Source organism: Blautia sp. HCP3S3_B11 (assembly GCF_052064435.1).
Lineage (GTDB): Bacteria > Bacillota > Clostridia > Lachnospirales > Lachnospiraceae > Blautia_A.
In genome coordinates this window covers 234,533-248,187 of sequence record NZ_JBQHVP010000001.1, presented here as the reverse complement: position 1 = coordinate 248,187, position 13,655 = coordinate 234,533, and the positions used below count along the sequence as shown (strand labels likewise).

Below are 13,655 nucleotides of genomic sequence, written 5' to 3'. Positions count from 1 at the left end.
TATAAAGATTACTACAGATAAGGAATGGTGGAAAATGAGAAATAAAAGTCTGGATGCGGCGAAAGCGGTTGCTGCATGCCTCGTGGTGTTTATTCATGTAAGCTTTCCGGGGCAGGTGGGACAGATCATAAAGGTTCTGGCCAGATGTGCAGTTCCGTTTTTCTTTATGATATCGGGATATTTTTGCTATTATGAAGGGAAGACAGCAGAGGATAAAATCCCATCTAAGATTTTGCATATTCTAAAACTTTTTTTCACAGCGATTTTGTTTTATTTTGTCTGGGAATACCTTATGAAGTTCATGTCTGGGAAAAATACAGGAGAATGGCTGAAAGAGATCACAGATAGCAGTCATCTGAAAGAATTTGCTTTATATAACAGTACTTCTGTAGTGAGAGCTCATTTGTGGTTTTTGCCGGCGCTGATTTATTGCTATGCAGTTGATTTCTTTGTTGAAAAATGGAAACTTAGGAAAGCTGCATATTGCTGTATACCTGTATTGCTGGCAATGCTTTTGTGGCGGGCGGAATTTTGCAGATTTTTCGGGGGATTTTATCATACGATGGAATACAGAAACTTTCTGTTTACAGGATTTGGTTTCTATCTGACAGGACAGATGCTTCATGAATATCAGGATAAGATGCGCCAATGTTTTATTCGAAAGCATATAGAAGGATATATAAAATGGATGCTTGTTGTCGGCATGTCAGCAGGGGCAGCGCTTAGTATTCTGGAATATTCTTTTCAGAATGCGAGAGAAATTTATCTGGGAAACTGTATCGCAGTCATCTGCCTGTTTTTATGGCTTGTCTTATATGGCAAAGAAAAGAAAATTTTACCGATACTGGCGGAAATAGGGCGAAAGTACGCATTTTTGATTTATCTGCTTCATCCGGCAGTTGCCGATATAATAAAAAAACTTTCGCAGTATGTGGGAATTAACAGCAGTTTATACTATTTATGGCTGCGCCCACTTTTGGTGTATGGAATTACTCTGGGGGTGATACAGGGTGTTTTTACGTTAAATATGCGTTTAAAAGACTGTTCACAAAGATAGAAATATGTTATAGTAATCAGTAATTCGGCACACTGGTTACAGTAAATGCAGTAATGAAATTTGCAGAAAACACAAAGGAGAAAAAATGGCAGAACAAGATCAGGACACAAGACAGAGGGAGAAGAGAGTGAATCAGACAGAGCAGCATGATGAGAGTGTACTCAATCCGGAGATCAAGGATGAGCTGGATCTGTCGAAGAAGGAAAGACGCCTGATTGAAAAAGAAAAGTTAAAAGGAATGGGAATGAAAAAGAAGCTGGAATATATCTGGATGTATTATAAACCAGCTATCTTTGGAGTGATCATAGCAATTGCACTTATCTTTGTCGTAAAAGATTTTTACGAACAGTCCAAGATAAAAACAGTCATGTCCATTTCAGTGGTAAATTCAACAGTAAGTGATACCGATAAGTTTGAACAGGAAATCAAGGAAGCACTTGGTTATGGCGATGATAAGTACAGCAAAGTAGAAATAGGAGTCAGCCTTACTACGGATGCTGATCCGTCAGAGTTCAATTATACTGCGCAGATGGCTTATGTGACACAGGTTCAGGTAGGAACGATCGATATTATGGTCATGCCGGAGGAACTTTATCAGACTTTAAATGAAAATCAGGCATTTGTGGATCTGAAGGAACTGCTGGGCGCAGATAATTTTGAAGCATTTGGACCACAGACAGATACTACACATATTTCAATCACAGACAGTGAGCTTGCAGAGAAGTTTGGGGTATCCTATGAGCCAATGTGTATTGTGGTTCCATATTCTGCACCTGATCAGGAGAATGCTGTAAAATGGCTGGAAACGATTGATCCGGTTAAAAATTAAAAATATAAGAGATACTTGACAGATATCAGGAATCTATGATATGTTTATCACGCCAAAATTGGTGTGGACTTTTTAGTCTTATGATAAACATAAACTTTTTTCGCCACACAATTATCATACATTAACTGTAATGATAATTGTGTGGTATTTTTTTGCGGTAATTACGGCAATAATGCAAAACTACGGGTTGTTGTAAGCGGTAGCAGATATTTTTAAAGAAAGGGGAAAAGAATGAACAATACTTTTATGAAAGAAAAACCGGTACTGCCACTGTTGGCATCTATGGCCCTGCCGATGGTACTGTCCATGCTGGTAAATTCACTGTACAACATTGTAGACAGTTTTTTTGTTGCAAAAATCAGTGAAGAGGCCATGACGGCATTGTCTCTGGTGTATCCGGTACAGAATTTTATCAATGCGATTGCGATTGGTTTCGGTGTTGGAATCAATGCACAGATATCCTTCCACCTGGGGGCAAAGAATTTAAGGAATGCAAATACGGCTGCCACGCATGGTATGCTTTTTAATATTATCCATGGCATAGTGATCACCGCGTTATGTATTCCGTTTATGCCGGTATTCCTTAAAATGTTTACAAAAGAACAGGAGGTCATTACGCTTGGAACACAGTATTCCACTATTGCCTTTGCATTTTCGGTAGTGATTATGGTCAGTCTGTCTTTTGAAAAAATTTTCCAGGCAGTAGGAAGAATGAAAATCACAATGATCAGCCTTCTGGTAGGATGTATTTCCAATATTATCCTGGATCCACTTCTTATCTTTGGCGTAGGATTTTTTCCGAAAATGGGAATTAAGGGTGCAGCACTTGCAACAGGGCTTGGTCAGGTGTTTACAGTTATTGTATATCTGATTGCATATGCGAAATGCAGTCTTCCTGTAGAAGTCAGAAGAAAATATCTGAAATTGAACAGGAATCTGGATGCCAAGTTATATATGGTCGGAGTTCCTGCGATACTGAATATTGCACTTCCATCCGTGCTGATTTCTTTCCTGAATCAGATTTTGTCCGCTTTCTCAGGAAGTTATGTAGTAGTGCTGGGAATCTATTATAAATTACAGACATTTCTGTATCTGCCGGCAAGTGGTATCGTGCAGGGAATGCGTCCTCTGTTGGGATATAATTACGGAGCCGGAGAGACAAAGAGAGTAAAGAAGATATTCGGACTTTCTCTTTGCCTGAACGGAATGATCATGCTGGCGGGAACGATTATCTGTTTCGTGGCATCTGCTCCATTAATGGGATTGTTTACTGAGAACCCGGAAACAGTAAGACTGGGAACAGCAGCACTGAGAATTATCAGCATCGGATTTATTCCGTCTGCAGTTTCGGTTACCGCTTCCGGAGCATTAGAAGGACTGGGCAAAGGTACCCAGTCACTGGTGATTTCTTTATTAAGATATATTATCGTAATCATTCCGGCGGCTTACCTGCTGTGCTTTTTTGCAGGAGCGGGAACTGTGTGGAATGCGTTCTGGATCTGTGAAGTCGCAACAGCAGTGGTTGTATGTATCGGTATTAAATATTATTGGAACCGGCTTCTGAAATAAATCAGATATATTGCAAAGTGGATTGCGAATATCCGATTGACCTTCCTCATCCGTTTGAAAGGTCAGATATCCTCTACGATATCTGACCTTCTATTATATATTTTAGTTTCTGATTGTGTAACCGAATTAAGCAAGTTTCCTATCTGACATCAGGCTGTAGCATCTGTATCAGATCCATCAGATGCATTATCGGAAGTTTCGCTGTTTTCTGAAGCTTCTGTGTCGGAACTATCTTCTGTAGCGCTTCCTCCACTGAGAATATAAGTGATGACCTCATCCGGTACTCCTGCTTTTGACAGATTATCCATAATTGAAGTAAAGTCAAGTGTAGCAGCATAAGCATTCATATCATCGTTGTTGTTTGCATCATAAACATCTTTCAGTGAAGCCAGATTCGGAATCTCAACAGCTTCGCCGGCACCGCCTGTAATGCTGAGAGTACCAAGCGTACTGCCTGCGTTTTCTATTGAGAGAGCAACAGAACCGGAATTTTTTTCGGAATTCAGATCCAGAACAAGTGCAAAGTTCTCAAGTATTGAGCTATAGTAATCATCTTCATTGTCTGTATCGGAAGACGGGAAAGTAATTTTATAATTACCATTTAAATTGCCTTCCTTTGCAGAAACTGTATCATAATCTTTTACTTCAATAATGGCTGAAATACTGTCAGCGAGGGAGAGTTCATAAGTTCCGTTTAATTTATCTCCATCAATCTGACCGGAGCCGGACAAAGAGTAAGTGTTGATATCATCTGATGCGATGGTAAGAAGATAACCAAAATCGGAACCATTTTCAGGCATCTGCCAGGTGAGAATTGGTGTTGTGGTGTCACCTTCCTGAATTTCAAGTGCGCGTCCTGCGATTCTGCCGTTTTCATCTACCCAGATTTTAGTGGAGAGGTAAGAATCTTCGGAATCACTGGTGTCAGTGTCTTTCAGGGCGTTAAGACCTTTATCCACAGCAGTAGTGAAACTTTCGTATAGATTTTCGTCACTGGAGAGTTTATCGTTCCAGGTATTGAGAATGCTTTCGATGTCGCTGTCTGATTTGGCTGCTTCCAGGAGTTCGGTTGCGGTTTTGACAGCGTCCTCAGATGAAATCTGTCCTTCATATACGGTACAGTCCTGGCTGATATCTCCGGCAGTAAGAGTTTCCTGACTGCTTTCGCCCTCAGTCAGATTATCAAAGAGCATGGAACCGTACTTGTCCAGAAGCGTCTCAATTACAGATGCTTCCGGCAGTGCTGATGACAGATCAGACATCAGGGAAGCTGACAGGCTGATACTGTCTGAATATGCTGAGGCAAAATTATCAGTTGGAATATCAACATCTGTATCATCAGGAGTTAACTCTTCAATATCACTTTCAATATTGGAAGCCTGTTGATCAGCCGCTTCTTTCAGATTTGTTTTAAAATATTTATCGGAGAGTTCTGGAATACGCATGTAGACATCCTGACTTTCCGGATCAAGATAATATTCTAAAGAACAGATCTGATTATCATTGAGGAGGACTTTCATCAGAAGCCCCTCTTTTCCATCAGTAAAAGAGACGGTATTGGCAAGTGTGACGTCATTTAACCAGGAAATATCAAACGGTGCAACAAATCCAAGAAGAGAGCGACCGGAATCTTCGATTTTCAGAGATATATCGCTCTGCATTCCGGACACAAGAGCCTGGCTTTCTTCTATAGAGGCTGCATAGGAAGATGCCATATTTTTTACTTCCTCTGCCCATGCATTTTTTTCAATGGAAGCATAGCCGTCTGCAGCAAATGCTGTAGATGGAATGACAGCGGTGCCCAGAAGAGCTGCTGTACAGATTGCTGTTGTTTTTCTTAACCATTTTTTCCTTGTTTTCATAAAGAGCCTCCTTCTGTTCTTATATGAATCTTATGTAGTGGTTTTTGCTTTCAGAATATCTGTTTTCGCAGTATTGGAAAGCAAAAGAATATTATTCAGACAAAAGTATTGGCTGAAATTATAATTTACAATCATTTTACCAGATGTGTATGAAAAAAGCTATGAATTTTCGACAAATTGTGAAAAAATGTCGATTTTTCATTACTGTTCACAGATAGTATCCCGCGAGGTGTTTTTTGTGAGCGAAGGTCACCTACAGAACCTGCCATTGGCAGCTTCTTACGGATGCTTGGCAACAGAAAACCTGAGACATACAAGCCAAAATTCCATTGTCACAGGCAATCTGGAATGAATTTTGGCTAAGTTACTGTGAACGGAGTGAACCGCAATAATTTTTTTAAAAATAAATGTTATAGAAAGATATTAATATATAAATTAAAACTATATATCCGTATAAAAATTTGGTATATGCAGATTTCTTGACAGTTTCATATAAAGATAATATACTACTATTCATACTAAAATACTATGAAATGGTGAAAGCGGAAACTCTATATGTTGATACAGATATTTGGGGGATTCTGATATGATTATATATTTTACAAGGGGAATATGGACATGGAATTTCAGACTAAATTATTACATGGAAAATCAGTAGATAATTACGCAAATGGCTCCACGGTGCCGCCAATCAGTCTGGCAAATGCGTTTGCCTATGAGTCATCAGAACAGCTGGAGAAAGTGTTTCAGAACCGGGCACCGGGTTTTGCGTATACCAGGATTGCAAATCCTACAGTGGATGCCTTTGAACGAAGAGTAAATGAGCTGGAAGGCGGAATCGGAGGTGTAGCCTGTTCCTCCGGAATGTCAGCAGTTACCTTGTCACTGCTTAATATTCTGCAGGCGGGCGATGAGGTGATTGCCGGAAGCGCATTGTTTGGAGGAACTTTGGACCTTCTTCATGACCTGGAGGCATTTGGAATCAAGGTATATTTTGTTCCGAGAGTAGAAAAAGAACTGATTGAGCCGCTTCTGACTGAGAGAACTAAGGCGGTATTTGGTGAAATCATAGGAAACCCGGCATTAAATGTGATGGATGTGCGAGAGACTGCAGATTTCCTTCATGGAAAAGGCGTGCCGCTGATCGTAGACAGTACAACGGCTACTCCGTATCTTCTCAATCCGATTCAGTATGGTGCAGATGTGGTCGTACATTCCACTTCAAAGTATATAAACGGAAGTGGAGATGCCATCAGCGGAATTATTATTGACAGTGGAAACTTCTCGTGGAATCCGGAGAGATATCCGGGAATGAAAGAATATAAAAAGTATGGAAAATTTGCTTATCTGGTGAAGCTTAGAAATGGAATCTGGCGAAATATGGGAGGCTGTCTGGCTCCGATGAATGCCTATCTGAATATTATCGGAATGGAGACACTTGGTCTGCGTATGGAGAGGGTCTGTGAGAATGCTTTCCGGCTTGCGCAGGCATTGGAGAAGCTGGAAGGCGTATCTGTCAATTATCCGTTGTTGAAATCCAGTCCATACCATGAGCTTGCCCAAAAACAGCTTCATGGAAAAGGTGGTGCGATCCTGACTATCCGTACTGGCTCGAAAGAACGGGCATATCAGCTGATCAATCATCTGAAATATGTAAAGATCGCCACGAATATCGGAGATGTGAGAACACTGGTAATTCATCCGGCGTCTACGATTTATATTCACAGTACGCCGGAAGCAATGGCTGAGGCCGGTGTATATGATGATACGATTCGCATCAGTGTGGGAATTGAAGATGCGAAGGACCTCATTCAGGACTTTACAGAAGCTGTAGAGAGCCTTAAGGAAGACTAAGTAAAATATGTGGATAGTGAATATCCGTCTGAAGTCAATCGGATATTCGCAATCAGCTTCCGCTACGTGGCTCGATACCGAATAACTGCTCCGCGTTTTATCAGGAGGGACTTGCCGATTCGGTTAAATGCACAGGTTCAGTCTGTGAACGATCTCCTTGATATCATCTATTTCTATAGAAGAATAATTCATAATATATACATTATCGGGCGCCTCGCCGGGAACATGATAGTAACCGGACAGAGGCGCCATTTTTATGCTCTGCGTACCGGCTGACTGGATCAGTTTTTCTTCTGGTTGTGAGGTTTCAATTTTCATAAGAAAATGAACGCCGGCCTCCTCTCCTGAGATTGTGACGAAATCATTTAACCGGCTGTTTCTGATAGCAGTAATCAGGGCATCACGCTTGGCGTGATAATAGTTTCTAAGTCTGTTGATATGTTTTTCAAAATAACCCTCCTGAATAAACTTTGCAAGTGTATACTGTTCGAAATTAGACACAGTGCAGGAATAGAAAGAAAGCTTTTTATAAAATTCATCCAGAAGTTGTCTGGGCAGGACCATATAGCTGATACGGACGGTTGAGGAGAGTGTCTTGGTAAAAGTGTTCATGTAAATGACCTTATCAGAGACATCAATGCTCTGTAATGTGGGAATCGGCTGCCCACTCAGGCGAAGCTCGCTGTCGTAATCGTCTTCGATAATATATCGGTTTTCTTCCCTGGAAGCCCAGCCAAGAAGCTCATAACGTCTGCTGATCGGCATGACGATTCCGGTAGGGTAGTGATGGGATGGGGAGATATGCAGGATATCAGCCTTCTTTTCTTCCAGTTTGGAAACTTTTACCCCGTCATTGTCCATATCAATATACTGGCATGGTACCTGCCAGCTCTTATAAATCTGAGGAATCTTTCTGTATCCCGGATTTTCCACTGCGTAAACCTTGTCTTTGCCAAAAAGCTGGATCAGAAGTCCGTACAGGTATTCCGTACCGGCACCTACGATGATCTGTTCCGGCAGGACGGTCATTCCACGGAATTCTTTTAAGTATGTGGCGATAGCCTTGCGGAGGAAAAAAATGCCGCCGCATGGAGGGTTCGTCATCAGTTGCATCTGATTTTCATTTAAAACTTCGCGTACCATTTTTGTCCAGATGGTGAACGGGAAAAGCTCAGATTGTGTCTGATTACTGGAAAAATCAGCCAGATATCCGGAATCTCCGCTTGTGAGAGGAACCATTTCTTTTGTGATATTTTTCTTTTCGATTTCCACAGCTTTCTTAAAATCGGTAACATAGAAGCCACGTTTTGGCATGGAATAGATATAACCTTCTGCAATAAGCTGTTCGTAAGCATTTTCTACAGTAATCACGCTTATACCCAGATTTTTTGCAAAAGAGCGCTTGGATGGTAATTTTTCCCCAGACTTGATATTTCCCTGTAAAATATCATTTTTGATGCATTTATATAAATATTCATACAGAGAATCTGACCCTGTATTTGTGAAATTATAGGTAATCATTTGTAATATTTTCTCCAATCTGACCTTACTGAATATATCTGAATTGACGATTTAAATATATTCACTTTTGCATTATACTCTGTCCATGCTGATTCGTACAGAAAAAATTGAAATAAATTCTGTGCATCGCAAAGCGTGTTGCTGGGAACGGAGTGAACAGTAACATGATTACTACGATTAACGGTGGAAAAGAGAATCAGAAAATTACAAGATACGAAACAGAGAGGAGATTTCACATGGAAAACAGATATGAATTAAATAAGCAGCTTGCACAGATGTTAAAAGGCGGTGTCATCATGGATGTTACCACACCGGAGCAGGCAAAGATCGCAGAGGCAGCAGGTGCATGTGCAGTTATGGCACTGGAACGAATTCCGGCAGATATCCGTGCAGCAGGTGGTGTTTCCAGAATGAGTGACCCGAAGATGATCCAGGGAATCCAGAATGCAGTTTCGATTCCGGTCATGGCGAAATGCAGAATCGGACATTTTGTGGAAGCACAGGTACTCGAAGCAATCGAGATTGACTATATCGATGAGAGTGAAGTGTTATCTCCTGCTGATGATGTTTATCATATTAATAAGAGAAACTTCAAAGTTCCGTTTGTATGCGGTGCAAAAGATCTGGGAGAAGCACTTCGAAGAATCAATGAAGGCGCGTCCATGATCCGTACAAAAGGTGAGCCGGGAACAGGAGATATCGTACAGGCAGTGCGCCATATGCGTAAGATGAACAGTGCGATCGCACAGCTTACAAGTATGAGAGAAGATGAACTTTTCGAGGCTGCAAAACAGTTCCAGGTACCATACGAACTGGTAGAATATGTACATAAAAACGGCAAACTTCCGGTAGTAAACTTCGCAGCGGGTGGTGTTGCGACTCCTGCCGATGCAGCTTTGATGATGCAGCTTGGCGCAGAAGGTGTATTTGTTGGTTCTGGTATCTTTAAATCCGGTAATCCTGCAAAAAGAGCCAATGCGATCGTAAAAGCAGTGACAAACTATACAGATGCAAAGATCATCGCAGAATTATCCGAAGATCTTGGAGAGGCTATGGTTGGTATCAATGAAAGTGAAATTCAGATCCTTATGGCAGAAAGAGGCAAATAATGACGATAGCAGTTTTGGCAGTACAGGGCGCATTTATTGAACATGAGAAAAAACTGGAGAAACTGGGTGCAGACTGTATTGAACTTAGAAAAGCAGAAAATCTGTCACAGCATTATGACGGGCTGGTGCTTCCGGGAGGCGAGAGTACTGTACAGGGGAAACTTCTGAAAGAGCTTGGAATGTTCGATACCATTAAATCCCAGATAGAATCAGGAATGCCGGTTCTGGCTACCTGTGCGGGAATGATTCTGCTTGCAGAAGAACTGGAAGGCGGCGAGGCAGGGCATTTACAGACCATGCCGGTGACAGTGAAACGAAACGCTTACGGAAGACAGCTTGGTAGCTTTCATACAGAAGCCAGACTGGAAGGAATTGGAGAAATTCCTATGACATTTATCCGTGCTCCATATGTGGCAGAAGTGGGAGATGGAGTACAGATACTTGCGAAAGTAGAGGGAAAAATTGTGGCAGTGAAATATAAAAATCAGCTGGCACTGGCATTTCATCCGGAACTGGATGAAAATGATGAAATTCATAAAGTGTTTCTGAAAATGGGTGAGAGATAAAGAAAAAAGAAATCCTGAAGATCAGATTTAAATGAAGCAAGAGAGCTGCTGAGATATCTGATTTTTCAGGATTTCTTTTTTATCAGAACATTAAATTTAATTTGAAGTTAATTTTGCGGCTGCCTCGTTATAGCTGGTAGCGGTAAAGAAAATAACAATTATCTGTGAGTCCTTTTTTCAATAAGTCCAAGGATTCCGTACAGGATGATGGCGATGATGCACAGGATGATAATGGACATCAGCACCCAGGTAAGTTTAAAGGTCTGGCTGGAATAAATGATCAGATAGCCAAGTCCTTTCCGGGCACCGATAAATTCTCCTATGATCACACCTACCAGACACAGACCTATGTTTACTTTCATAACACTAAGCAGCAGCGGAACAGAAGATGGAAGAATGATTTTTGTAAGTTTTTCTTTCTTGCCGCCGCCGAGTGTTTCGATGAGCTTGAGTTTTTCCGGGTCTGCTTCACAGAATCCTGTATAGAGATTCAGAATCGAACCAAAAACAGCGACTGACATTCCACAGACGATAATTGTCCGCTCATTGGCACCAAACCATACGATAAGCAAAGGTGCCAGTGCCGATTTTGGAAGGCTGTTCAGTACAACCAGATAAGGCTCTGTGATTTTCGCAATTCTGGGACAGATCCACAGAAGAACTGCCATACCTGCACCCAGAAGCACCACGAAGAGAAAACTGATCAGAGTTTCTGTGATGGTTACAGAAAGGTGCGGAAAAATAGAACCATCTTTACACATGATGTAAAAACTATGCCAGATCATACATGGACTGCTGAAGATAAAAGAGTCGATCAGTCCCGCTCTGGCGGAAATTTCCCACAGAATCAAAAAGAGAAGAAGAATAAAAATTCTCAGGAAACTGATGAATTTCTTTTCTCTTTTCTGACGGCATATATATTGTTGCTGATAGTATGAAGATTCAGACATCATGGTTTAACTCCTTCCAGATGAGATTAAAGTAGGATTTGAAATCTGGTGCATTTCTGGAAGACATCGGGGTACGGTTTTCAAGATTGAAATGGATTGGTACGATTTTACGAATAATGGCAGGCCGGGATGAGAGAATAATAACCCGGTCTGCCATGCTGATGGCTTCTGAAATGTCATGGGTGACAAGAATTGCAGTTTTTTTCTCCTGCTTAAGGATTTTGCCGATGTCATCGCTGACATTGAGCCTGGTCTGATAATCAAGGGCAGAGAATGGCTCATCAAGCAGCAGAAGCTCCGGCTTTAATGCCAGAGTCCGGATCAGTGCAGCTCTCTGGCGCATTCCGCCGGATAACTGCGAAGGGCGCGCCAGACGGAATTTGTCCAGACCGTAATCAGAAAGAATCTGATCGACATAGGAAAGTTTTTCGGCGGTGAGTTCTCCGCGAATCTCCAGTCCAAGAAGAACATTTTTATAAATTGTCCGCCACTCCAATAGATGGTCTTTCTGCAGCATATATCCGATACGGCGGTCACCGGAAGTGACAGGGATGCCATCGAGAAGAATCTGTCCCTGTTCTGGCTGGATCAATCCGCAGATCAGATTCAGTAATGTGGATTTTCCACATCCGGAAGGCCCGACAATGGCGAGAAATTCGCCGGGCATCAGTTGAAAGGATATATGAGAAAGAGCAGGGGTTTCCCCCGTTAAGTCGTGGTAGGAGAGACTGACATCTGTAATATCCAGCAGTGGTTTCATACAGATACCTCCATTTATAATAGTGGGATTATAAGTTCTATATTATCGGATAAAAAACGGTAATGATTTAGTATCCTGAGGAATCTTATGTTTTTTAGTTATTGTTCACTCTGTTTTCGAGTAATGCACTTTGTAAAATGATGACGTATGGTTACTGTTCACTTCGTGCCCGGTAACATGCCACGCGATGCACAGAATTTATGCGAATCCGCATAAATTCGCGCTGTATGTCTCGGAATTTTGACATTTCCATGCCAAAACGCCTCGCGGGATAGTGTCGTGTGAATAGTAACGACGTATGAACAGTAACGTTTTTTATAATTTATGATATGCAGAAAGCGTAAGGTATGATATAATAAATAAACTATAGTATTTTGACTGTAATTACAAATAAGACTGAAAATCATACCAACATAAAGTATAAAAGGTGTTTCTGAGAACGGAGTGAACAGGAACTAAAAGGTTACTGCGCATACAGTGAACAGAAACTATAAAAGATCAGACGGATGCTGTAAGAAACTGTAAAAGAAAGTGTAAACAAATGAGAGATAAGAAAAAAGCGATACTTAACACCGTCTTTTTGATCCTTGTGTTTTCCCTGACCGTATATATGGTATTTCGGGGCGAGGATCTGGGCGAGATCATTCATACAGTGCAGCAGGCTGATTTGGTTTATCTTCTGATCAGTGTGGTTTGCGTAGTATTATTTATACTTGGGGAGTCAGTGATCATTTTTTATATGATGCGAACCCTGGGAGCAAAAGTGAAGATGGGACATTGCGCTCTGTATTCTTTTGTAGGTTTCTTTTTCAGCTGCATCACTCCGTCAGCATCCGGCGGACAGCCAATGCAGATTTATTATATGAAAAAGGACAAACTGCCGATACCGGTCACTACACTGGTTCTGATGATCGTTACCATTACTTACAAGGCGGTTCTGGTTGTAATCGGTCTGGTTATCTGGCTGTTTGGAAAGGGATTCCTGAAAGGCTACCTCGGACAGTATATGTGGGTGTTTTACCTGGGAGTAGGGCTGAATATTTTTTGTGTTACTTTTATGCTGATCCTTGTATTTGCTCCGGGTCTGGCGAAATGGATCATGGTAAAAGGTCTGAAACTGATTGAGCATTTTCGTTTCCTTAAGCCCAAGAAGACAAGACTTGAGAATCTGGAAGCATCTATGGATCAGTATCATGAGACAGCTGCTTTCTGGGCAGGACATAAGATGGTGATTTTGAAAGTATTTCTGATCACAATGGTGCAGAGAATTTTGTTATTTACAGTTACATACTGGGTATATCGTTCGCTGGGATTTCGAGGATATTCGATCGTGACTCTTACGATTTTACAGTCAGTTATATCTGTTTCTGTTGATATGCTGCCTTTGCCCGGGGGAATGGGGATCAGTGAATCTCTTTATCTGGTGATGTTTGCGCCGGTTTTTGGAGAGGCATTGCTTCCGGCTATGTTGCTTAGCAGAGGAATTTCCTATTATGCACAGATGCTGATCAGTGCGGCAATGACCTGTGTGGCACATCTCGTGATAGGAAGAAAAGAACAAGAAGAAAAGTAGGGGGA

The 13,655-nt window shown here is 41.4% G+C and carries 11 protein-coding genes; 7 read left to right on the top strand and 4 right to left on the bottom strand.

Going from position 1 to position 13,655, the window contains the following annotated elements:
* Window positions 1-34: 34 nt before the first annotated feature.
* From ACTNC0_RS01120 to ACTNC0_RS01110, 3 genes are all read left to right on the top strand, one after another.
* Entirely contained in the window at window positions 35-1,057 is a 1,023-nt protein-coding gene (locus tag ACTNC0_RS01120) for an acyltransferase (RefSeq protein WP_441086007.1), read from the top strand.
* Window positions 1,058-1,142: 85 nt separating this feature from the next.
* Complete coding sequence (locus ACTNC0_RS01115) at window positions 1,143-1,886, top strand: hypothetical protein (protein WP_441086006.1); 744 nt, start codon at window positions 1,143-1,145, stop codon at window positions 1,884-1,886.
* Window positions 1,887-2,117: 231 nt separating this feature from the next.
* Window positions 2,118-3,455 (top strand): MATE family efflux transporter, encoded by a 1,338-nt coding sequence (locus ACTNC0_RS01110; RefSeq protein WP_441086005.1) that lies wholly within the window; start codon window positions 2,118-2,120, stop codon window positions 3,453-3,455.
* A gap of 149 nt (window positions 3,456-3,604) precedes the next feature.
* Here the strand turns inward: ACTNC0_RS01110 and ACTNC0_RS01105 are convergent, their stop codons facing one another.
* A complete protein-coding gene (locus tag ACTNC0_RS01105; protein ID WP_441086004.1) occupies window positions 3,605-5,317 on the bottom strand; it encodes a hypothetical protein in 1,713 nt (570 codons plus the stop codon).
* A gap of 618 nt (window positions 5,318-5,935) precedes the next feature.
* Between ACTNC0_RS01105 and ACTNC0_RS01100 the strand changes: the two genes are divergently transcribed.
* Window positions 5,936-7,171: an O-acetylhomoserine aminocarboxypropyltransferase/cysteine synthase family protein gene (locus ACTNC0_RS01100; RefSeq protein ID WP_441086003.1), complete on the top strand. Its 1,236-nt coding sequence runs from the start codon at window positions 5,936-5,938 to the stop codon at window positions 7,169-7,171.
* Between the two features lie 123 nt (window positions 7,172-7,294).
* Here ACTNC0_RS01100 and pdxR read toward each other — a convergent pair whose 3' ends face one another.
* Window positions 7,295-8,692, bottom strand: a complete 1,398-nt coding sequence (pdxR, locus tag ACTNC0_RS01095; protein WP_441086002.1) for a MocR-like pyridoxine biosynthesis transcription factor PdxR — start codon at window positions 8,690-8,692, stop codon at window positions 7,295-7,297.
* Window positions 8,693-8,928: 236 nt separating this feature from the next.
* Between pdxR and pdxS the strand changes: the two genes are divergently transcribed.
* Window positions 8,929-9,801 carry a pyridoxal 5'-phosphate synthase lyase subunit PdxS gene (gene pdxS, locus ACTNC0_RS01090; protein WP_441086062.1) on the top strand — a complete coding sequence of 291 codons (873 nt, stop codon included), beginning with the start codon at window positions 8,929-8,931 and terminating at the stop codon, window positions 9,799-9,801.
* A complete protein-coding gene (gene pdxT / locus ACTNC0_RS01085; RefSeq protein ID WP_441086001.1) occupies window positions 9,801-10,367 on the top strand; it encodes a pyridoxal 5'-phosphate synthase glutaminase subunit PdxT in 567 nt (188 codons plus the stop codon). Before pdxS ends, pdxT begins: the two co-directional genes overlap by 1 nt.
* A 158-nt stretch (window positions 10,368-10,525) precedes the next feature.
* Here the strand turns inward: pdxT and ACTNC0_RS01080 are convergent, their stop codons facing one another.
* Window positions 10,526-11,317: an ABC transporter permease gene (locus tag ACTNC0_RS01080; protein ID WP_441086000.1), complete on the bottom strand. Its 792-nt coding sequence runs from the start codon at window positions 11,315-11,317 to the stop codon at window positions 10,526-10,528.
* Window positions 11,310-12,077 (bottom strand): ABC transporter ATP-binding protein, encoded by a 768-nt coding sequence (locus tag ACTNC0_RS01075; protein ID WP_441085999.1) that lies wholly within the window; start codon window positions 12,075-12,077, stop codon window positions 11,310-11,312. Before ACTNC0_RS01075 ends, ACTNC0_RS01080 begins: the two co-directional genes overlap by 8 nt.
* A 541-nt stretch (window positions 12,078-12,618) precedes the next feature.
* Here ACTNC0_RS01075 and ACTNC0_RS01070 point away from each other — a divergent pair.
* The gene (locus ACTNC0_RS01070) at window positions 12,619-13,650 is read left to right on the top strand and encodes a lysylphosphatidylglycerol synthase transmembrane domain-containing protein (RefSeq protein ID WP_118137203.1); all 1,032 of its coding nucleotides are present in this window, start codon (window positions 12,619-12,621) and stop codon (window positions 13,648-13,650) included.
* Window positions 13,651-13,655 lie beyond the last annotated feature (5 nt).

What these genes read in the sequence shown, in the direction of transcription:
- ACTNC0_RS01075 (WP_441085999.1), bottom strand. Translation starts at nt 12,077, where the DNA reads ATGAAACCACTGCTGGATATTACAGATGTCAGTCTCTCCTACCACGAC.
- ACTNC0_RS01120 (WP_441086007.1), top strand. Translation starts at nt 35, where the DNA reads ATGAGAAATAAAAGTCTGGATGCGGCGAAAGCGGTTGCTGCATGCCTC.
- pdxS (WP_441086062.1), top strand. Translation starts at nt 8,929, where the DNA reads ATGGAAAACAGATATGAATTAAATAAGCAGCTTGCACAGATGTTAAAA.
- pdxR (WP_441086002.1), bottom strand. Translation starts at nt 8,692, where the DNA reads ATGATTACCTATAATTTCACAAATACAGGGTCAGATTCTCTGTATGAA.
- ACTNC0_RS01105 (WP_441086004.1), bottom strand. Translation starts at nt 5,317, where the DNA reads ATGAAAACAAGGAAAAAATGGTTAAGAAAAACAACAGCAATCTGTACA.
- ACTNC0_RS01080 (WP_441086000.1), bottom strand. Translation starts at nt 11,317, where the DNA reads ATGTCTGAATCTTCATACTATCAGCAACAATATATATGCCGTCAGAAA.
- ACTNC0_RS01070 (WP_118137203.1), top strand. Translation starts at nt 12,619, where the DNA reads ATGAGAGATAAGAAAAAAGCGATACTTAACACCGTCTTTTTGATCCTT.
- ACTNC0_RS01110 (WP_441086005.1), top strand. Translation starts at nt 2,118, where the DNA reads ATGAACAATACTTTTATGAAAGAAAAACCGGTACTGCCACTGTTGGCA.
- ACTNC0_RS01100 (WP_441086003.1), top strand. Translation starts at nt 5,936, where the DNA reads ATGGAATTTCAGACTAAATTATTACATGGAAAATCAGTAGATAATTAC.
- pdxT (WP_441086001.1), top strand. Translation starts at nt 9,801, where the DNA reads ATGACGATAGCAGTTTTGGCAGTACAGGGCGCATTTATTGAACATGAG.
- ACTNC0_RS01115 (WP_441086006.1), top strand. Translation starts at nt 1,143, where the DNA reads ATGGCAGAACAAGATCAGGACACAAGACAGAGGGAGAAGAGAGTGAAT.